The organism is Paraburkholderia sp. Tr-20389, assembly GCF_017104565.1.
In the GTDB taxonomy this organism is placed as follows: Bacteria; Pseudomonadota; Gammaproteobacteria; order Burkholderiales; family Burkholderiaceae; genus Paraburkholderia.
Map to the genome: position 1 here is coordinate 25,561 of NZ_JAAGPD010000064.1, position 20,645 is coordinate 46,205.

General features: G+C 63.6%; 18 protein-coding genes. 6 read left to right on the forward strand and 12 right to left on the reverse strand.

The features are described from left to right. Positions 1-2: 2 nt before the first annotated feature. The 5 genes from hutH to G3N95_RS36885 form a co-directional block, all read right to left on the reverse strand. Positions 3-1,610 (reverse strand): histidine ammonia-lyase, encoded by a 1,608-nt coding sequence (gene hutH / locus G3N95_RS36865; RefSeq protein ID WP_205975005.1) that lies wholly within the window; start codon positions 1,608-1,610, stop codon positions 3-5. Between the two features lie 43 nt (positions 1,611-1,653). Next, positions 1,654-2,445, reverse strand: coding sequence for an ATP-binding cassette domain-containing protein (locus G3N95_RS36870; protein ID WP_012404354.1), 792 nt, complete (start codon positions 2,443-2,445; stop codon positions 1,654-1,656). A gap of 21 nt (positions 2,446-2,466) precedes the next feature. Continuing rightward, positions 2,467-3,219, reverse strand: coding sequence for an ABC transporter permease subunit (locus tag G3N95_RS36875; protein ID WP_205975006.1), 753 nt, complete (start codon positions 3,217-3,219; stop codon positions 2,467-2,469). A 15-nt stretch (positions 3,220-3,234) separates the two neighbouring features. Further along, positions 3,235-3,957: an ABC transporter permease subunit gene (locus G3N95_RS36880; protein WP_205975007.1), complete on the reverse strand. Its 723-nt coding sequence runs from the start codon at positions 3,955-3,957 to the stop codon at positions 3,235-3,237. Positions 3,958-4,064: 107 nt separating this feature from the next. After that, a complete protein-coding gene (locus G3N95_RS36885; protein ID WP_205975034.1) occupies positions 4,065-4,907 on the reverse strand; it encodes a transporter substrate-binding domain-containing protein in 843 nt (280 codons plus the stop codon). Between the two features lie 883 nt (positions 4,908-5,790). Here G3N95_RS36885 and G3N95_RS36890 point away from each other — a divergent pair. Together G3N95_RS36890 and G3N95_RS36895 are read left to right on the forward strand one after the other, a co-directional pair. Continuing rightward, positions 5,791-6,141: a DUF4148 domain-containing protein gene (locus G3N95_RS36890; RefSeq protein WP_205975008.1), complete on the forward strand. Its 351-nt coding sequence runs from the start codon at positions 5,791-5,793 to the stop codon at positions 6,139-6,141. Positions 6,142-6,239: 98 nt separating this feature from the next. Further along, entirely contained in the window at positions 6,240-7,034 is a 795-nt protein-coding gene (locus G3N95_RS36895) for an alpha/beta hydrolase (protein WP_205975009.1), read from the forward strand. 79 nt (positions 7,035-7,113) lie between these two features. Here G3N95_RS36895 and G3N95_RS36900 read toward each other — a convergent pair whose 3' ends face one another. The 6 genes from G3N95_RS36900 to G3N95_RS36925 form a co-directional block, all read right to left on the reverse strand. Continuing rightward, on the reverse strand, positions 7,114-7,371 hold the full coding sequence (locus tag G3N95_RS36900) for a hypothetical protein (protein ID WP_205975010.1): 258 nt from the start codon (positions 7,369-7,371) through the stop codon (positions 7,114-7,116). Between the two features lie 384 nt (positions 7,372-7,755). Then, complete coding sequence (poxB, locus tag G3N95_RS36905) at positions 7,756-9,477, reverse strand: ubiquinone-dependent pyruvate dehydrogenase (protein ID WP_205975011.1); 1,722 nt, start codon at positions 9,475-9,477, stop codon at positions 7,756-7,758. An 810-nt stretch (positions 9,478-10,287) separates the two neighbouring features. Beyond that, positions 10,288-10,965: an isoprenylcysteine carboxylmethyltransferase family protein gene (locus G3N95_RS36910; protein WP_205975012.1), complete on the reverse strand. Its 678-nt coding sequence runs from the start codon at positions 10,963-10,965 to the stop codon at positions 10,288-10,290. Positions 10,966-10,975: 10 nt separating this feature from the next. Beyond that, a complete protein-coding gene (locus G3N95_RS36915; protein ID WP_205975013.1) occupies positions 10,976-11,806 on the reverse strand; it encodes an arylamine N-acetyltransferase in 831 nt (276 codons plus the stop codon). 241 nt (positions 11,807-12,047) lie between these two features. Next, positions 12,048-12,719: a hypothetical protein gene (locus tag G3N95_RS36920; RefSeq protein ID WP_205975014.1), complete on the reverse strand. Its 672-nt coding sequence runs from the start codon at positions 12,717-12,719 to the stop codon at positions 12,048-12,050. Between the two features lie 255 nt (positions 12,720-12,974). Beyond that, positions 12,975-13,862 carry a LysR family transcriptional regulator gene (locus tag G3N95_RS36925; RefSeq protein ID WP_205975015.1) on the reverse strand — a complete coding sequence of 296 codons (888 nt, stop codon included), beginning with the start codon at positions 13,860-13,862 and terminating at the stop codon, positions 12,975-12,977. Between the two features lie 106 nt (positions 13,863-13,968). Between G3N95_RS36925 and G3N95_RS36930 the strand changes: the two genes are divergently transcribed. Beyond that, positions 13,969-14,892 (forward strand): DMT family transporter, encoded by a 924-nt coding sequence (locus G3N95_RS36930; RefSeq protein WP_205975016.1) that lies wholly within the window; start codon positions 13,969-13,971, stop codon positions 14,890-14,892. A gap of 821 nt (positions 14,893-15,713) precedes the next feature. Here G3N95_RS36930 and G3N95_RS36935 read toward each other — a convergent pair. Then, entirely contained in the window at positions 15,714-17,021 is a 1,308-nt protein-coding gene (locus G3N95_RS36935) for an MFS transporter (RefSeq protein WP_205975035.1), read from the reverse strand. A gap of 175 nt (positions 17,022-17,196) precedes the next feature. Here G3N95_RS36935 and G3N95_RS36940 point away from each other — a divergent pair, with 175 nt between their 5' ends. Genes G3N95_RS36940 through G3N95_RS36950 form a run of 3 tightly spaced genes read left to right on the forward strand, consistent with a single transcriptional unit; the run spans position 17,197 to position 20,642 of the window. Then, positions 17,197-17,979, forward strand: coding sequence for a GntR family transcriptional regulator (locus G3N95_RS36940; protein WP_205975017.1), 783 nt, complete (start codon positions 17,197-17,199; stop codon positions 17,977-17,979). A gap of 7 nt (positions 17,980-17,986) precedes the next feature. Further along, the gene (mdcA, locus tag G3N95_RS36945) at positions 17,987-19,678 is read left to right on the forward strand and encodes a malonate decarboxylase subunit alpha (RefSeq protein ID WP_205975018.1); all 1,692 of its coding nucleotides are present in this window, start codon (positions 17,987-17,989) and stop codon (positions 19,676-19,678) included. A gap of 4 nt (positions 19,679-19,682) precedes the next feature. Continuing rightward, complete coding sequence (locus G3N95_RS36950) at positions 19,683-20,642, forward strand: triphosphoribosyl-dephospho-CoA synthase (RefSeq protein ID WP_205975019.1); 960 nt, start codon at positions 19,683-19,685, stop codon at positions 20,640-20,642. The last annotated feature ends 3 nt before the right edge of the window (positions 20,643-20,645 follow it).

Here is a 20,645-nt window from a genome sequence, read left to right on the forward strand (position 1 = left end):
CCTTATGCAGCCGATTGCGGCGCCTGCTGCGCGGCGCCCGTTGGATCGTTTGCGGCATGCGCGGCGAAGCCCGCATGATCGGCGCGTGCCGTCGTCGAAGGCACATCGCCCGAAGCCGGCGGCAACGGCGGCGCCGCTTCGCCGATCATCCGGAAGGCGACGGCCATGTCGTCCGCCAGCGGACGATCGTCGCGATAGGTCGGCACGATCGCGCGCACGCGGCGCCACAACGCATCCGTGTGCGGCGCGCGGGGCGCGTCGACGGGTTGCAGATCGTAGGCCTGCGCAGCGGCCAGCAATTCGATTGCAACGATGCGGCCGGTGTTGTCGACGATCTCCAATGCCTTCAGCGCGGCAGGCGTCGCGTGACACAGATGATCCTCCTGCAAGCCCGACGTGATGCCGCCATCGAGACTCGCGGGCGCGGCCAGCCGCCGGTTCTGCGCGACGAGCGAAGCCGCCGTGTACTGCGCGATCATGAAGCCCGAACACGTCCCGCCCGGCTCCGCGAGAAACGCGGGCAAGCCGCTCACGAGCGGATTCACGAGCCGGTCGAGACGCCGCTCGGCCATTGCCGCCACCTGCGCGATGGCCGTCGCGAGACTGTCCATTGCAAGCGCGATCGATGCGCCCACCGCATGCGCCTGCGAATACACACGCGGCGCATCCGGCGTGCCCGCGACGATCGGGTTGTCGGTGATCGACGCCAGTTCGCGATTCACGACTTCGGCCGTTGCATCGAGCACGTCGCGCGCGGCGCCATGCACGTGCGGGATCGTGCGCATCGACAACGGATCCTGCGTGCGCTGCCCCACAACGGATGCAAGAATGCCGCTCTCGGCAAGCGCATTGCGCATGCGCTCGCCAACCAGATTCAAACCGGGCGACACGCGCAGCGCGAGCGAATCGGCATCGAATGCCGCGAGTTGCCCGCGCAGATTTTCGAAGCTCATCGCGGCGATCACATCGGTCCAGTCGAGCACGCGTTCGGCACGCGCCAACGCGAGCGCCGCGAGGCCCGTCACGCAGGGCGTGCCGTTGATGAGGCTCAGGCCTTCTTTCGCTTCGAGCACGAGCGGCTCGCGCCCGAGCCGCCTGAGCGCGTCGCGTCCGCTGACCCTTTCGCTGCCGTGACGCACATGGCCTTCGCCGATGCACACCAGCGCGATATGCGCCATATGGCTCAGATAACCGACCGAGCCGAACGCGGGCACTTCAGGGATATAGCCCGCATCGAGCAACGCGACGAGCTGATCCGTGATGTCGAGCCGCACGCCCGAGTGACCATGCGCGAAGTTGTTGATCGCGGCCGCCATGATCGCGCGCGTCTCCGCGACGCCGAGCGGCGCACCGACGCCCACTGCATGGCTCATCAGAATGTTGCGCGACAGCGCGCGCTGCTCCGACGGCGACACGATCACATCGCACAGCGCACCCACACCCGTGTTCACGCCATAGGCGCGAATGCCCCGCTCGACGATCTGCTCGACGAGCACGCGCGCCGCCGCGATACGCGCACGCGCTGCTTCGGACAATACGAGCGGCTCGCCAGCCGCAACCGCGGCCAGTTCGCGCCAGTTCAAAGGACGCTCGGTTCGGATGACAGCCATGATGTTGCCTTTATCGTCACATGTACTGCTTTGGTCGGTTGCTTCAGTTCGTCGTGCGCGAATGATGGCTCGATACGAACTGCTTGAAGCGCTCGGATTTGAGTTCGCCGAATACTTCGTCCGGCGTACCGTCGCATTCCGTCTGCCCTTGATGCAGGAACATCACGCGATTCGACACGTGCCGCGCAAAGCCCATTTCGTGCGTGACGACGAGCATCGTTCGGCCTTCTTCGGCAAGCGAGCGCATCACGCGCAGCACTTCGCCGACGAGTTCGGGATCGAGTGCGGAAGTCGGTTCGTCGAACAGCATCACTTTCGGATGCATCGCCAGCGCGCGGGCAATCGCAACACGCTGCTGCTGGCCGCCCGACAGATGCGCGGGATAGTGCCCGCGTTTTTCAGCAAGGCCGACCTTCGCGAGCAGCGCTTCCGCCTCTTCGACGGCTTCCGCGCGGCTGCGCTTTTGCACGCGCATCGGCCCTTCGATCAGGTTCTCGAGCACGGTCATATGCGACCACAGATTGAAGTTCTGAAACACCATGCCGAGCTGCGAGCGGATGCGATCGACCTGTTTGCGATCGTCCGGCTGAAACTTGCCGTCCTTGCGGCGCTTCATCTTCAGCGTCTCGCCTGCGAGTGCGACGCTGCCGTCGTCCGGCGTTTCGAGCAGGTTCAGGCAGCGCAGGAACGTGCTCTTGCCCGAGCCGCTCGCGCCGAGAATCGAAATGACATCGCCTTCATGCGCGTCGAGCGAAATGCCCTTCAGGACGTGATGGTCGCCGAACGACTTGTGGATGTTCTTGACCGACAATGCAACGGGTGCCGTAGCGTTCATGGGATTCTCCGGAATGGGCCGTCAGGGTGCGGCACGACGTGCTTCGGTGGCGGGCGGAATCGCGCGGGGCGCGGCGTTCACGGGCATCGCGCGCAGATGCCGCGACAGACGCCGTTCGAGCAGGCCGAGCAGACGCACGACGACAAAGTTCAGGAACAGATAGATCAGCGCGGCGCAGATGAACACCTCTGTCGTGCGATACGTCTGCTGGATGATCTGCTGCGCGACGCCTGTCACTTCCCACACGGTGACGAGGCTCGCGAGCGCTGTCGACTTGACGAGCAGCACGGCCTCCGTCGAATACGCGGGCAGACACTGGCGCAACGCAATCGGACCGATGATGCGGCGCAGGAGCGAGAAACCCGACAGGCCGATCGAATAACCGGCTTCGATTTGCCCGACCGGCACGGCCATCAGACCGCCGCGAATGATTTCCGCCGTATAGCCTGCCGTGCACAGTGCAAGCGAGAGCACCGCGCACACATAAGGCTCGCGCAGCACCGGCCAGAGAAAGCTCTCGCGGATCACGCCGAACTGGCCGAGCCCGTAGTAGACGAGAAACATCTGGATCAGCAGCGGCGAGCCGCGAAACACGAGAATGTACGCACGTGCAAAGCGATTGGGCAGCCAGTTCGGCGACACGCGCATCGTGACGATCACGAGCGACAGCAGGCCGCCCAGCACCAGCGATGAAAAGAACAGGCCCAACGTGGTCGGCACGGCGCCGAGCAACTGGCGCAGCGTGTCGAAGAGAAAGTCGAAATCGAAAGACATGATGGCGCCCCGTCGTCAGTTGCGCGCGAAGTTGCGCCGGAAGGATCGGCCCACGCGTGCTTCTGCGTGGTTGAAGACGCGGTTCGAAATGCCCGTCATCACCAGATACAGCGCACCGCCGACGACAAAGAAGAGGAAGTACTGATGCGTCGAACCGGCTGCGATCTGACTGGCGCGCAGCAGTTCCGCGAGGCCCGTCACCGAGATCAGCGCCGAATCTTTCAGGCTCAGCTGCCACACGTTGCCGATGCCGGGCAGCGCGAAACGCAGCACTTGCGGAATCAGAATGCGGCGGGCCATCGTCATGGTCGGCATGCCGATGGAACGCGCTGCTTCGAGTTCGCCTTTCGACACCGCCAGCACCGCCGATCGATACACCTCGGCCTGATACGCGCCCGAAATCATGCCGACCGCGAGCGCGCCGATCACGAAGGGCGGCACGCCGACGAACCCTTCGGCGCCGAACCATTGGCCCACCGTCGTCACGAGCGTCGAGCCGCCGAAATAAAACAGATAGATGACGAGCAGTTCGGGCACGCCGCGAAACACCGTCGTGTACAGATCGCCGAGCACGCGCGCGGTGCGAAAGCGCGACAGCTTCGCCGCCGCGACGATCGCGCCGAACACGGCACCCACTGCCAGCGCCGCGAGCGTCAACGCGACGGTCATCAATGCCGCGAGCAGCAATACGCCGCCCCAGCCTTCTTGCCCGAAGCCGAGCGTCTCGATCAGTGCCATGACCTACTCCTCATCCCTGCTTTCGCTGATGACCTGTTCCGATGCAGCATCGCAACAGGTCGTTCGAACAGGCGCGCGCAATAGCAGCGCGCGCATACGGCAATTGATCAAGGCGTGACGTCGGTCTTGAACCACTTGTCGGAGAGCTTCTTCACGGTGCCGTCCTTGAGCGCGTCGGCGATGGCCGTGTCGAATTTGGCCTTCAGATCGGCGTCCTGCTTGCGGAACGCCAGGCCTTCGCCCGGCCCCCAGATCGGGCCGCCGATCTTCGGTCCCGCCATCGAGATCTGCGCCGCTTCCTTCTTGTCCGCGTTGGCGGCGTAGTAGGTCACGTCGTCGAACGATGCGTCGATGCGGCCGTTCGCCAGATCGAGGTCACGTTCCGGCGAGGTCTTGTACACGCGGATCGTCGCGATGTCCTTGAAGCCGTCGTTGATGAACTTCGTGTAGACCGTGCCCGACTGGATGCCGATCGTCTTGCCCTTCAACTGCTTGCGCAATGCGTCCACTGTCGGCTGATCGGCCTTCATGTCGCCCGTCAGCTTGACGACGGGTGTGCTGGGCGTCGCCTTCGGCAGAATCTTCGTATCGGAGACGGCGAACGTCGCGGGCGTCGCCGCGTAAGGCCGCGAGAACGCAATGATCTTTTCGCGCTCCGGCGTGATGGAGATCGCGTCCATCAGCACGTCGAACTTGCCTGCCTGCAGACCGGGGATCATGCCGTCCCAGTCTTGTGCAACCAGGTTGCACTGCAGCTTGATGCGCTGACACAGGTTCGCCACCAGTTCCGGTTCGAAGCCGCCCAGCTTGCCGCCCGGCAACGTGAGATTCCACGGTGCGTAGCCGCCTTCCAGCGCGATCGTCACGGACTTCCATTCCTTCGCCTGAGCGGGCGCGCCGGCGAGTGCCGTGGCCGTCAGGACCACGCCCATCATTACCTTCGACAACATAGTGCGGTCTGCCTTCTTCACCTTCACGTCGAATCTCCTTTTCGTCTGAACGGGTCCCTTCGCTCGTTGCGCCGGACATGTATAGACAAGTCTGCATGAGGTCAAAAATGATCGCAACTGAATTTCCCGAAAATAATTGAATTGTTCGGGTATGCCCTTATGCCAAGGGCTTTTCAACGGCGTTTCGTGCGTCTTTGGAAGACGGCGGCACTGCGCCACGCTGGTGCAGCTGACTAGACATGTTGGCGATTTGCGTACCAATTCATGCACCGCGCCGGCGCGAACCCGTCCACGGCGGGTCATCCTTGCAACGATGAAAGCCATCTGTTGCCTGACCGTCGGGTCATACGTTGGTATGGCGTGCGCGACCCTTTGGCGTGAGTGCCTCATCCACACGGAGGCGTGGCATCAGACAGCGGCATGACGGCGCCGCGGCGGCGTCATCCGAAGGTTCAGGCGATGCAACGATAGTAGGTCATCGCTCGTGCGGATGTACGGCTGGAGGGCCGACCGTCGCCGCACTACATTGAATGCACTGCCAGCGATGTGATGGATCTGATGGCAGGCACAAAGGGCTCTGGCCCGGTGTGGGCCGATTCGACAAGGCCCATCGACGCAAGCAGAAAAAAGTTTGGCTAGCCGGGAATGAAATTCGAAGTCGCCGTGTTTGCCTCAATGAAGCAGGCGAAATCGAAACAGGATTCACAAGCAGGGCAAGACCAGACAGCAGCACGACAGCAGTTGATGCAGCAGATTTAACGACGTTTCTTAACCAAGCCGCTCGTTCGAATTGAACTCAATTCGATAAGGATACCGAACCTTATACATCGGCTCCTTTCTCGAACGGACCGGAAGTCTGAACACACTGATCAGGAGTGACATCATGAAGAAGATCTTTGTTTGCCTCGCAGTCGCCGCCGGTGCATTCGCCGCGCCCGCGCTGAGCTTCGCGCAATCGAACGGCCCCGTTACGCGCGCCGAAGTTCGCGCCGATCTGGTTCGCGTCGAACAGGCCGGCTATCGGCCGGGCGTCGGCGAAGATCTCAACTACCCCGCCGATATCCAGGCAGCGGAAGCGAAGATCGCCGCGCAGGACAACCACACGCTGACGAACGACGCGGTCGGCGGCGTCGCGCTCACGCGTACGTCATCGGGCAAGCCGGCCCGCACCGCGATGAACGGCAACGCGTGCGTCGGCCCCGTCAGCTATTGCAACATCTTCTTCGGCAGCTAAATGGCGCGCGCCCGACCTTGCGCCGCCGCTGTCAAGCGCAAGGTCGCGCCCATCTCGCATCGGGTCTTGTTTCCTGTATCTGATTGACGGAGTTTCTTGTGAAGAGTTCGTTGTACATCGCCGCAGCGCTTGCATTGTCGACCGGCCTTCTCGCCTCTTCGGGCGCGATGGCGCAGGACACCGGGACCACGCACGCGCCCGTCAGGAATATCGTTCTCGTTCATGGCGCATGGGTCGACGGTTCGGGCTGGAAGCCCGTCTACGACATCCTCGCCAAAGACGGTTATCACGTCAGCGTCGTGCAGGAACCGCTGACCTCGCTCGACGACGACGTCGCCGCAACCCGACGCGTGCTCGACCGGCAAGACGGCCCGGCCATCCTGGTGGGACACAGCTATGGCGGCTCCGTGATCACGGAGGCAGGCGTCGATTCACATGTGGTGGGGCTCGTGTACGTCGCGGCGCATGCGCCCGATGTCGGCGAAGACGAAGCCACGCTCGGCAAGGGCAAACCCAGTTTCACGTCGAAGCAGCCGGGCGCGATCGAAAAGACGGACGACGGCTACACGTTTCTGAATCCGTCCGCGTTCCCGAAAGACTTCGCTGCTGATCTGCCGCTGAAGGAGGCGCAATTCGAAGCGCATGCGCAGATGCCGACGGCCGCGAAGGTGTTCTCGCAACCGCTGACGGCTGCGGCCTGGACGAGCAAGCCGAGCTGGGGCATCGTCGCGGGTTCGGACGAGATCATCAATCCCGACCTGGAACGCTGGTATTACGAACGCGCGCATAGCCACACGACGGTCATTCCAGGCGCGAGCCATTCGGTCTACGAGTCGCGTCCGCAGCAGGTGGCGGCTGTGATCGAGGACGCCGCGAAGCACGCGCAGCAATAACGGGTCACACGCGTACCGGCAGCAGATGCGACACGGCGCGCCCAAAAGGCGCGCCGTGTGCTTGTTGCAAATGATCAGATCAGTTACCGAAGTAGATGTTGCACTCCGGCCCCGTCGCGCATTTGCGCGAGTGCTGCATCGGCAGGCCTGATGAGGTGCGCGTATCCATCGCGCCGCCGTACGACATATCCGTCGTCGCTTGCGCCGATGCGTTTGCGTTGTTCTGCATCGTGGCCTTCGATGGTTCGCTGCTTTGCGCCACATCGTCCGCCCACGTCGCGGCAGGCATGGCCATCAGCAATGCGCCCACCACGGGTAACGCCGTCAGGAACTTCATGTCGAACTCCTTCCATGCAGACGAATCGCTACGCCTGGCATGGCGATTCGCCGGACGCCCATCAGCGCCTGCGTCATCTGCATCGTTTCGACCGATATCCGCAAGCGCGACATCGCGCGCAGCAGCCACCCGCGCTGCAGCGTGCCCTTATTGTGCATGCGATTGATTGGCTCTCACCGCGCCCGAGTCTGTCGGGCGGCGCAGCACGGCGCGAACAACGCCGTTTATGATGGTTCGACTATCGGCTGCGCAAAGAAGGTCCGCACTGCTGCTTCTGTTATAGACCTTTGCGACGAGACTGCAATGACCCGTTGCCGCATTGCAATGCGGCGCGCATCGGCTGTGGAGGCGCGCCACGTCGTCGTTCGGCCGGTGTTGCGCCGCTCAGCGCAAATTGGTTTTCACCAGTTCGACGATTTCGTCGCCGCGTCCGTTGAGAATCGCGCGCAGCATGTAGAGGCTGAAACCCTTGGCCTGCGACATCTCGATGGTCGGCGGCATGGCGAGTTCGTGCTTCGCCGTGACGACGTCGACGAGCGCGGGCCCCTGATGCGCGAACGCCTGTTTCAGCGCGCCTTCCAGTTCTTCCGATTGCTCGACGCGAATCGAGAAAATGCCGGCACCTTTCGCGATCTGCGCAAAATCGGTCTTGCTCAAGTCGACGTTGGTGTCGAGATAACCGCCCGCTTTCAGCTCCATCGATACGAAACCGAGCAGGCTGTTGTTGAACACGACGACCTTGATGGGCAGATTGAGCTGACGCGCGGTGAGCAGATCGCCGAGCAGCATCGACAGCCCGCCGTCGCCCGACAGCGACACGACCTGCCGCTTCGGATGCGCCGCCTGCGCGCCGAGCGCCTGCGGCATCGCGTTGGCCATCGAGCCGTGATTGAACGAGCCGTGCAGCTGACGCTTGCCATTCATCGTCAGATAGCGTGCGGCCCATAGCGTCGGCGTGCCGACGTCGGCCGTGAAGACCGCATCGTCGGTGGCGGATTCGTCGATCATCCGCGTCAGGTACTGCGGATGAATCGGCGCGCCGGGGTCCGATGGCGTCGCCAGTTCGTCGAGATCGCGGCGCGCTTCTTCGTAGTGCGCCGTGGCCATATCGACGAACGTGCGATCGTCCTTGCGCTTGAGCTTCGGCAGCAGCGCCGCGACGGTTTCCTTTACCGTGCCGACGAGGCCCATCGCGAGCGGCGCACGGCGCCCCAGTTGCGAGCCCTTCCAGTCGATCTGCACGACTTTCGCTTCGGGCGGATAGAACGGCCGGTAGGGAAAGTCGCAACCGAGCAGCAGCAGCACGTCGCACGACATCATCGCGTGATAGCCGGAGCTGAAGCCGATCAGCCCTGTCATGCCGACGTCGAACGGATTGTCGTACTCGATGAACTGCTTGCCGCGCAGCGCATGCACGACGGGCGCGCCGAGCGTGTCGGCGAGCTTGACCACTTCGTCGTGCGCGCCCGCGACGCCGCTGCCGCACATGATCGTGACGGCTTCGCAGTCGTTGAGCATGGTCGCAAGTTTCGCGAGTTCGCTGTCGGGCGGCAGGATCGCGGACGGCATGGTGGGATTCCATACGGGCGCGTGCGACGGCCCTTCGCCGAGCGCGATATCGCCGGGCAGCACGATCACAGCGACGCCGCGCTGCTCGATTGCGGTGCGCATCGCGCGTTCGAGCACGCGCGGAAACTGCGATGCGTTGACGACCAGTTCGGCGAAGTGGCTGCATTCCTTGAAGACTTCGGTGGGATGCGTTTCCTGGAAGTAGCCGAGACCGATTTCCGTCGACGGAATATGGGCCGCGATGGCCAGCACGGGTTGCTGGTTACGATGACAGTCGTAGAGGCCGTTGATGAGGTGCAGGTTGCCTGGGCCGCAGCTGCCCGCGCAGATGGCGAGCTGGCCGCTCGAAGCGGCGTCTGCGCCTGCCGCGAAGGCAGCCGCCTCTTCGTGGCGGGTGTGCATCCAGCGGATCGAGCCGACCTGATCGAGGCTGAACGCCAGGCCGTTGAGGCTGTCGCCGGTGACGCCCCAGATTCTTTTTACGCCTGCGGCGGCCAGGGTTTTCGCAAGGTAGTCTGCAATGGTGGGCTTTGCCATGAGGGTCCTCGAAATAAGGGGTTTTTTTGTCTGCGACGCAGTCGCCGTTCTGGTCTTCTCGGCGCGGGCTTCGCCTTTGGGGTTTCGGCTCTGTGCTTTCGCTGGCATCCGCGTTTTGCCTTCGTGCGTCAGGCGTTGCCCCTGTGCGGGGCGGCACTTACTTTCTTTGCCGCCGCAAAGAAAGTAAGCAAAGAAAGCGGGCTCACACCGCCAGCCATTGTTTTTGCCTGCGGGCCCCCAACGGGTCCCGCACTCCACGCGGCAACACTTTGTTTTGCGCCCGTTGCCAACGCCTTAACAGTCGCATCACCCACTCCAGTCACCCGTAGCGCAGCCAGCGGCAGCGACTCGTCCGTGCCGCCCAGGTGGCAAACTGTGTGTAGGTTGTCGCACCGTACGCATTCGCGCTTTTACGACACCGATCGTGCTTTTCAGTCCGGAGTGGTGCATTTCCATCGCGACGGCCTACACAGAGTTTGCCACCTGGGCGGCGGTGGACTTCAGGTAACGCAGCCCTTGACGCGGGTATGTGAAGCGGGTGATGCGTACAGTTAGCAAGTTGGCAACGGGCGGAAAATAGCGGGTTGCCGCGTGAAGGACGGGGCCGTTGAGAGCCCCTGGGCAATAACTAGCATTGGCGGTGTGAGCGGCTTTCTTTTGCCTACTTTTCTTTGCCGCTGCAAAGAAAAGTAGGTGCCGCCCCGCACAGGGGCAACGCACGAACACCGACGTGAAATCGCGGATGCCAGCAAAAATACAGCGCTCGCCAGCAAAAAAACCAGAATGGCGACTACGTCGCAGACAAAAAAATCACCACAAATAAGGCACAAACCGATACCGCACACGCGCAGCGTACTCAGCGTACCCAGAGAGCTGCTCGCAGAGCATCCTCTCCTCGAGCACAGCGCGATAAGCCAACCCAACAACCAGCAGCGGCACGCAAAAAAAACCAAACCACGAACCCAGCACCAACGGCGTACCCACAAGAAAGAGAATCGCCCAGGCATACATGGGATGCCGCACATAAGCATACGGACCGCTGTCACTCACCTTATGACCGCGCTCAGACTGAATCTTCACAACAGGCGCCGCATAGCTATTCGCACGAAACACCGCCCGCATGGCGACCATGCTGACGAGAATAGCAAGCACGCCGCCAACTTGCAGTGATGGGTGCATCGACGACCAGTGGAACCGTCGCGCGTCCAGCCCCATCAGAACGAGCCACGCACACCACGCGACGGCGACACACGCCATGAAGAACTTGTCCCACGTGCTCTGTCCACGCTGCACAAAAGAACCGAGCCGCTCCGCCAGCAACGCTGGATCGTAGCCGGCGAGCCACACGCCAACCCACAGCCCCAACGCGCCCATTTCGAACAGGTAGCACCACGCGCCAGGCCAGGCGAGCGTGCCCGCCGCGCCGAACAGCACGGCGCCCATGCCCGCAAGCCACAGCACCGTCTGGACGATCAGCCGCACAATCATGACGATGAACCTATGACGGCACGCCTTCCGTCGACACGCGCCGGTAAATATCCGCGACGTCGATGTCGCCGAGATTGATCAGGAATGTGTCGCGCAAACAGGTTTCGAGTTCGTGCGCGCTCTCGATCCGCCGCTCGATCGCTTCGCCGTCTTTCGAGCGCGCAGTGAGCATGTCGTTGAACATCGTGAGCCGCCCTTCGGGCGTCACGCGGCACGCAACGAGGCTCGTCGTGAAGAACGACGTCGGATGCATCGACGTGAACCAGTTCGACAGTTCGTAATCGACCCATTCCGCGCGCTGCAGATCGAAGCGATAAGTCTTGAGCCACGTCTCGCCGGATTGCACTTCGAGATCGAATGCGCCGTTCGGTGCATCGACCAGACGGAACGGCTCGTGCGTGGTCGGCTGCACGACGCCCGCCTGCAGACGCAGCGGCGACGTCAGCGTGACGGCGCCGAAGCCGACGTCGGCGATCCACGGCTGATCGTCGACGGTCACGCGCAGCAGCATATGCGTGCGCGGCGTGATCGCGTCGGGCTCGCGGCCCCACAGCACGCGCGCGATCATCGGCGTCACGTCGAAACCGAGCTGCATCAGCACATGCGCGAACAGTCCGTTGTGCTCGAAGCAATAGCCGCCGCGCCGCCGCTCGATCAGCTTGTCGACGATCGCGGGCAGTTCGAGATGAACGCGGCGGCCCGTCAGCGGATCCAGGTTTTCGAACGGAATGGAGAGCGGATGCAGGCGTTGCAGGTCGCGCAGCACGTCGAGCGTCGCGCTCTGCGGGCCCGTATAGCCGATACGCTTGAAATAGCGGTCGAGATCGAGAGTGCTGGACATCCGGTGCTCCTGTTATCGCGGGTCGTGTTGCCCGTCGGTCATGTGGTTGTATGCGCAATGCAGGCCTCGCAGCGACAGCGTACCGTCATTGACGGGCGCCGTGCGCGATGCCCCCGTGCGCGCAAGCCCATTCGTCCGTGTCGAGATGGGCGCGCGATCATCGCATCGCGCGATGCGTCGCAGGAATGCCTGCAAGGCGCGGCAATGGAGCGAGCCGCACGTGCGGTATGACCGATATGTGTCAGAGGCCTTTGAGCGCCGAAGTCGCGATGGACGGCACACTGATGCCGTGGCTCGTCGCGAACTGCACGGCCGCGCTCAACGTCGATGCCAGCGACTGCAACTGGCCCGGCGCGGACTGCGCGATATACGACGCGGCCTGCGCAGACTGCGGATTCATGCCCGATTGCAGCAGCGACGACGGACTCATCTGCCCGACGCTGCCGAGGCTCGATTGCAGGCTCGAATACTGGCTCACGCCCTGGCCCAGCGACGTGAGGCCGCTGGTGAACGCCTGCTTGTCGACGGGCGTCGACGAATCGGACGCATGGCTCGCGAAAGCCTGCGTCAAGGTCTGCGACAACGACTGCTGCGTGCTGCCCACCTGCGACAACTGGTTCACGGAAGGCGTGCCGCCGCTCAACAGTCCCGACGCCTGCTGCGCCTGACTCGCCGCACCGGAAAGCCCCATCGCCGATGCGAGGCTCGACTGCCCGCTCAACACCTGCTGGTTCGCGCCGACGTAGCTTTGCAGCAGTTGCCCGATCCCGCCCGAGGAAGCCGCGGCGCCCGCGTTGCCCGACGAATTGCCGCCGCCGATGCCGAACTGTTGCAGGTTCAGTTGCGCGACGCTCGCGCTGCTCACGATGAAGCCGCTGGCGAGTAGCGCGGCGGAAAGAATGCGTGTCTTCATGGCTGGCCCTCCTGTCATGTGCCTTGAGCGTTTGCGTCTGCTTGTGTCTCGACGCTCGTCTCGACGTGTCCGGAACGCGCCCCGCAGGGACGAGTCCGGCTCGTGTCGCTTCGACACGCGCTTGCGGATCACGTTCGCGCTTTCGTCAGACGCGTTCTCGCCCGGCAAAACGCGGGCCTGCTCCTTGAAAGCCTCACCCGTTGCGCATGTCGATCGCCCTGGTGGAGGTATGGCGTAAGCGCCGCATGCAATCGCTCACGCCCTGACGCGCGGCTCGCGTGCAGACGCACGCACCGACAGATCCTGCACCATCTGCGCGGCGAGATAGTCGCAGGTGGGACGGTCCGATTTCGCACTGCGCGCGACGACGATATCGAGCGGCTCGATCACGGGCAGCCCCTGCTCCGCGCCGAGAATCGCGAGACGCGATGGAACGCTGCAGCGCGTCAGCGCGATCACGGAGAGCCCAGCGTCGACGGTCGCGACCAGCCCGCTCAAACTCGCGCTGCTGTATGCGGCGCGATAGCGGATGCGCGCGCGGTCGAGCGCGGCGAGCGTGTTGGTGCGCGCAACGCAGCCCGGCTCGTACAGCCCGACGGGCAACGGCGATACATTCAGCACGGGCGTGTCCGTCGATGCGCCCGCCCACACCATCGGTTCGCTGCGCACGAATTCGCCGCGCAGCTTGCGGTCGCGCGTAACGAATGCGAGGTCGATCTTGTTGTCCGCGAGCATCGGCGCGAGTGCGGTGCTCTGCGCGCACACGATCTCGATCTCCACATGCGGATACAGGTTCGAAAAGCGCCGCAACACCGGCGACAGCAGCGACGACACGTAGTCGTCCGGCGCGCCCAGCACGACACGTCCCGTGACCTCGGGCCGCACGATCGCGGACCACGCTTCCTCGTGCAGATCGATCACGCGCCGCGCATATTCGAGCAGCGTGTTGCCCGGTCGCGTCAGCGAGAGATTGCGCGTATCGCGGGCAAAAAGCGTCGTGCCGAGCATCCGTTCGAGCCGCTTGATCTGCATGCTGACGGCGGCCTGCGAACGATGCACGGTGATGGCCGCCTTCGTGAAGCTGCCCGCCTCGACGACGGCGACGAAGGTGCGCAGCAAATCGACATCGAACTCGGGGTGCATGATTCATCAATCGCGCTTATGGAATTTCTCAATTTTATTCGTTTGCGATGCAAAGGCAACGCCTCGATACTTGGATGCACGTAATGTCGTTTGAGGAAGTTCTGCCATGTCTTTGTCGTCTCTATCGCTCAGCCGAAACCAGCAAGGCGCGCTCACGCTCGCGAGCGGCGGCTTGCTGATGGGCACGATTGGCGTGTTCGTCGAGGAAGCGCGGCTTGGCGCGTTGACGCTGGTGTTTTTCCGCTGCCTGTTCGGGTTTCTTTCGCTGGCTGCGTATTGCGCGTGGAAGGGTTATTTCGCGCGCCGTCATTTCACGCGTCGCACGGTGTTGCTGGCTGCGATTTCGGGCGTGCTGATGGTCACGCAGTGGGTCGGTTTCTTCGATGCGATTCATCGCACGAGTATCGCGGTGGCGACCGTCGTGTTTCATGTGCAGCCGTTCTGGGTGGTGCTGATTGGCGCGGCGCTGTTCAACGAGCGGCTCGGCGCCGACCGGCTCGGCTGGATCGCGACGGCGTTCGTGGGGTTAGTGCTCGCGTCGGGGGTCGCGGCGGCGGGTTCGCTGCAGGGGCATGCGAGCTATCTGATCGGGATTGGCGAAGCACTTGTGGGGTCCGTGCTGTATGCGAGCGTTACGTTGATTGCGAAGAGTCTTGGGGATTTGCGGCCTCATCTGCTGACGCTTGCGCAGTGTGCCGTTGGGGTCGTGTGCTTGCCTTTTATTGCGCCGCTTGGCGCGGAGCATATCGCGGCTAGCCAGTGGTTCTGGCTTGTTGGTATGGGCGTGCTGCACACGGGGCTTTCCTATGTACTGATCTACGGCGCACTGCCGAAGCTCACGACGCCTGTGATTGCCGTGCTGCTTTTTGTCTATCCGCTGACTGCGATTGCCGTCGATGCCATCGTGTATGGGCGCGCTCTTGGCGGCGCGCAGATGTTTGGAATGGTGCTTATTGTTGTTGCTAGTCTTGGGGTTAATCTTGGGTGGCCTTTGGTGTCTGTGCTGCGGGTTCGGCCTGCCAGGCGGTGAGGTTTTTTTCTGTCTGCGACGCAGTCGCCGTTCTGGTTTATTTGCTGGCGAGCGCCTTGTTTTCGCTGGCATCCGCGATTTCCAGCGCTGGCATCCGCGCTATGTTTCTGGTTTGCTGGCGTTGCCCCTGTGCGGGGCGGCACTTACTTTCTTTGCCGCCGCAAAGAAAGTAAGCAAAGAAAGCGGGCTCACACCGCCAGCCCGTGTTCTTGCCTGCGGGCCCCCAACGGGTCCCGCACTTCACACGGCAACACATCGTTTCCCGCCCGTTGCCAGCGCCTCGAACAGGCGCATCACCCGCTCCAGTCACCCATAGCACGGCCAGCGGCAGCGACTCGTTTTCGCCGCCCAGGTGGCAAACTGTGTGTAGGTTGTCGCACCGTATGCGTTAGCGACCCTACGACACCGATCCCGATTTTCCGTCCGGAGTGGTGCACTTCCGTCGCGATGGCCTGCACACAGTTTGCCACCTGGGCGGCCGTGGACGTCTGGTAACGCAGTTCGTGACGCGGGAGTTTGACGTGGGTGATGCGTGCAGTTAGCACGCTGGCAACGCGCATGAAATAGCGCGTTGCCGCGTGAAGCATAGGAACTGTTGGGGACCCGCAGGCAAGAACACGGGCTGGCGGTGTGAGCGGCTTTCTTTTGCCTACTTTTCTTTGCCGCGGCAAAGAAAAGTAGGTGCCGCCCCGCACAGGGGCAACGCACGAAGCAAGACAACATCACGCGGATGCCAGCGCAAAGCCGAGACCGCGGATGCCAGCGAAAGTGCGAAGCGGAGCCAGACATAAACAAAACCGGCAAAGCCCGCACCTCGAAGATCATTGCGGCAAGACCTCTCCTTTGGTTTCCTTTGCAAAAGGAATAACAAGCAACCCAACAACAAAAGCCAGCGCGGTCAGCGCAACAGGCACCCCGAGTGTATGCATACTCAACACAGCCGCGCCGAGCAAAAAGTTAACCCCGGCCCCGACAAACCGCCCAAACGAGGTACAAAACGCAAAAGCAGTCGCCCGCACGCGCGTCTCGAACAGCTCCGGCAACCAAAGGCTAAAGAGAGCAAAGTTGCCACCAAAGAACCCAAGCACAAACAACCAGGCAATAAAAGGCGCAAGCCCATTCGGCAAATAAAACGCCCAACCGAACGCACCAACAATCGCCACCGCCATCCCGGCGTAATAAACCGCAAGCGTCTTCTTGCGCCCAATCCGCTCAGCGAGCGGCGGCAACGCGAGACAACCAAGTATCGTCCCGATCGACAACAGCCCCGTCGCCACCGACGCCATCTTCATCGCTTCAGGCTTCGCCATCCCCGCCCGCGTCGCCAGCTGGATCACCGCCGACGGCTCGTACACGGCGCCCGCCCACAAACCAATGATCGCAATCGTCAGCAGCACGCACATCACCCACGTGCGACGGCGATACGTCGGCCCGAAAATCTCGCGCATCGGCTTCACGTGCACCACGTCGCGCGCCTCCGCCCGCTGCCATTTCTCCGATTCCTTCACGCGCGTCAGGATCATGATCGCGACGAACACCGGCACCGCGCCCGTCAGGAACATCGCGCGCCAACCGAAATGCACGCCGACCGTATAGTTCAGCGCGGCCGCCAGGAAGAAACCCGCGTAGTACCCCGTCTGCAGATAACCCGCGCCCATCTTGCGGCGATCCTCGGGCCACGCTTCCGCGACATAAGTGCCCGCCAACGCCCACTCTCCGCCGATACCGACGCCGGCAATGAAACGATAAATACCCAGTTCCCACACGTTATGCGCCGTCGCCGACAGGCCCGTGAAAATCGCGAACGTGAAGATCGTGCCCGCCAGCACGCGCGTGCGGCCGAAGCGGTCCGCAAGCGGCCCCCAGATGAACGACAACCCCCAACCCACGAGGAACAGCGCGAACAAGATCGAACCGGCCAGCCCGACGTTCGCAGGCGTCGCCGCGTAACCCGAGCGCGGCAGCAACTCGGTGAGCGCCGGCGTCAGCACCAGCGCGTAAATGAACGAGTCCATGCCGTCCAGCGTCCAGCCCGCCCATGCGCCCCAGAAGCCGGCAATCTGCGACCGGTTCAGCGGCGTCTTGCGCCGCGCGATGCCCGCACTGTCCGATATCGATGAATTCAACATTCCTCTACTCCTCCAGGTGCTACGGTTGTAGGGGTGAACGTCAGACACGGCCGCGCCCCTTGCATGCGGCCAGCCGCATGGCGAGAGGAGGTGGCGCGTCGGCGCCGTGCCTTTACGAAATCCCCGGGTTTGTCCCGCTAGAAATTGTTCATTTTTATATATAATATTTGATCTTATGGACAACGCAACCGATGGTTTTCCCCTGGCCGGCGCCCCTGGCGCGCCCTTGCTGCCCACGGCGCACGAGCCGCGGCCCAGCACTTCGCGTGTCATCGCGGAGGCGCTGCGCGCGGCGATCGTCGAGGGCGCGCTCGAGCCCGGCGCGCCCCTGCGCCAGGACGCGATCGCGCGCCACTTCTCGGTCAGCGCGATTCCCGTGCGCGAAGCGCTGCGGCAGCTGGAAAGCGAAGGCTGGGTGAAGGTCGAGCTGAACAAGGGCGCGACCGTCGCGCGGCTCACGCCGGCCGAAGCGCGCGAAATCTACGAGATCCGCTCGGCGCTCGAAAGCCTCGCGATTGCGCTGGCCATTCCGAATCACACGCCCGACTCGCTGCGCGAGGCGGCCGCACTGTGCGAAGCCGCCGAAAGCGAGCCGGACCCTGCCCTCTACGTGGCGCGCAACGAGGCGTTCCACACCTGCCTGTACGCGCCCGCCAACCGCCCGCAGCTCGCGGAGATGATCGCGGCGCTGCACCGGCGCGGCGAGCGCTACCTGAGACTGAAATTCGGCTTGCCCGCCTACAAGGGCGAGTCCGACGCCGAACACCTGGCTATCCTTGCCGCCGTCGAGCGCAAGGACATCGCCGTCGCGCAGTCGCTCATCTCGGCTCACCTGCTGGGCACGGGCGAACTGGTCTTTCGTTTCTTGACGGAACGCGCGCAGGCGGAAGCCGCCGCGGCCGCGCCGCGCAGAAAGCGCGGACGTCCGGCGCGCACTCCAACCACTATCGGGAGTTGAAGCACCGATGAATCAGCGAGTCGAGTCAGCCAATTTCGAATTGGCGCAGTCAGCAGGCACGCCCGCCGCGCGCTCCTGGACCACCAAACGCGATGAGAAGCGGCGCAGGCTCGCCGCCATCGAACCCTGGCTCGAAGACGGCGTCCTGCCCACGAACCGGATCGTCGACGCCCTCGAAACGCTGATTTGCCCCGGCGATCGCGTCGCGCTCGAAGGCGACAACCAGAAGCAGGCGGACTTCCTGTCGCGCTCGTTCGCAAAGGTCGATCCGCAGAAAGTGCACGACGTGCATCTGCTGATTTCAAGCATCAGCCGCCCCGAACATCTGACGCTGTTCGAAAAGAACATCGCGCACAAGGTCGATTTTTCGTTCGCCGGTCCGCAGAGTCTGCGCGTCGCGCAACTGCTCGAAGACGGCCGGCTCGAAATCGGCGCAATTTATACGTACGTCGAACTGTATGCGCGCATGTTCGTCGACCTGACGCCGAACGTCGCGCTGCTGTGCGCGGAAAAGGCCGACCGGCACGGCAATCTCTACACCGGACCGAATACGGAAGACACGCCGACCATCGCCGAAGCCGCCGCGTTCCGGCATGGCATCGTGATCGTGCAGGTCAACGAGATCGTCGATGAACTGCCGCGCGTCGATATTCCCGCGTCGTGGGTCGACGTCGTCGTGCAGGCCGACCGCCCGTTCGCCGTCGAGCCGCTGTTCACGCGCGATCCGCGCCATATCGGCGATCTGCAGGTGCTCACCGCGATGATGGTCATCAAGGGCATCTACGCGCCGTATGGCGTGACGTCGCTGAATCACGGCATCGGGTTCGACACGGCCGCGATCGAACTGCTGCTGCCGACTTACGGCGAATCGCTCGGACTCAAGGGCAAGATCTGCCGCAACTGGACGCTCAATCCGCATCCCACACTGATTCCCGCGATCGAATCCGGCTGGGTCGACAGCGTGCATTGCTTCGGCAGCGAAGTCGGCATGGAGGCGTATATCGAGGCGCGCCCCGACGTGTTCTTCACGGGCAACGACGGCACGCTGCGCTCGAACCGCGTGCTGTGCCAGCTGGCCGGGCAATACGGCGTCGATCTGTTCATCGGCTCGACGCTGCAGATCGACGGCGACGCCAATTCGTCGACGGTGACGCGCGGACGTCTCGCGGGCTTCGGCGGTGCGCCGAACATGGGCCACGATCCGCGCGGCCGGCGTCATTCGAGCGAAGCGTGGCTCAAGTTGCTGAAAGATCAGGGCCCTGTGTCGCGCGGCAAGAAGCTCGTCGTGCAGATGGCCGAAACGTACAAGAAAGGCGGCGAACCGACTTTCGTCGATGAACTCGACGCCGTCGCCGTCGGCGCAAAGAGCGGCATGCCCATCGCGCCCGTGATGATCTACGGCGACGACGTCAGCCATGTCGTGACGGAAGAAGGCATCGCGCATCTGCACAAGGCCGAAGGCATCGACGAGCGCCGCGCGGCGATTGCCGCCGTTGCAGGCGTGACGCCGATCGGCCTGCGCGCGAAGCCGGAGAAGACGGCGGAATTGCGCCGGCGCGGCATCGTCGCGTATCCGGAAGATCTCGGCATCCGGCGCGGCGAAGCGAAGCGCTCGCTGCTCGCGGCGCGCAGCATCGACGATCTCGTCACGTGGTCGGGCGGTCTCTATGTGCCGCCGGCACGTTTCCGCAGCTGGTGATGCGATGGCCTTGCACCATGCCATCCCGCTCGAAGCGGGCCCGTTTCAGCGTGCCCAAGGTCGCGGCTTGTATCGCGCGAACGACGCGCGTTTGCCCCATGCAACACTCGCCCGCTTCGCCGTCGAATCGCTGATCGAAGAAGCGCAACTCACACCGAAGCCCGCACTCGTCGACGCGCGCGGCAGCGGCGCACATCGCGATCTGAACCTGCCGCTGATGCTGCGTTCGGCGCGTGCGCTCGAACCGACGTTTGCGGCGCTCGCGCGTGCAGCGCGCGGCCGCCTGCCGTCGGCGACGCTGCGTGCGGAACTCGCGCAGATCGGCCGCACGGGCGAGCAGGACATGATGTGCGCGACGGACGGCAGCAATGCGCATCGCGGCGCGATCTGGATCGTCGGCCTGCTGGTCGCGGGCGCATCGATCGTGTTCGATGACAGTCTGTCGAGCACGCCGCCCGTGCTGCCTTCGCATCCGCAATCGCACGTCTCGCGCGTGTGCGAACTCGGCGCGCAGATCGCCTGTTTTCCCGATCGCTTCGCCGCACCCGCCGACAGCCACGGCGAGCGCGTGCGCCAGCGGTTCAACGTCGGCGGCGCAAGGCAGGAAGCGCAGGACGGCTTCCCGCACGTGATCGGCATCGGCCTGCCCGCGCTGCACGCGGCGCGCGCGCAAGGGATCGGCGAAAACGCGGCGCGTGTCGACACGCTGCTCTCGATCATGGCTTCGCTCGACGACACCTGCCTGCTGCATCGCGCGGGTCTCGACGGTCTGCGTGCGGGCCAACGCGGCGCGCGCGCCGTGCTCGCGGCAGGCGGCGCATCGACGGCGGCGGGACGCGCCGCACTCGATGCGCTCGAAACCGCCCTACTTTCGCTCAACGCTTCGCCCGGCGGCGCAGCCGATCTGCTCGCCGCCACCCTCTTCATCGACAAGCTGGCGCACCACGCGGCCAGCGGGAGCTGAAAC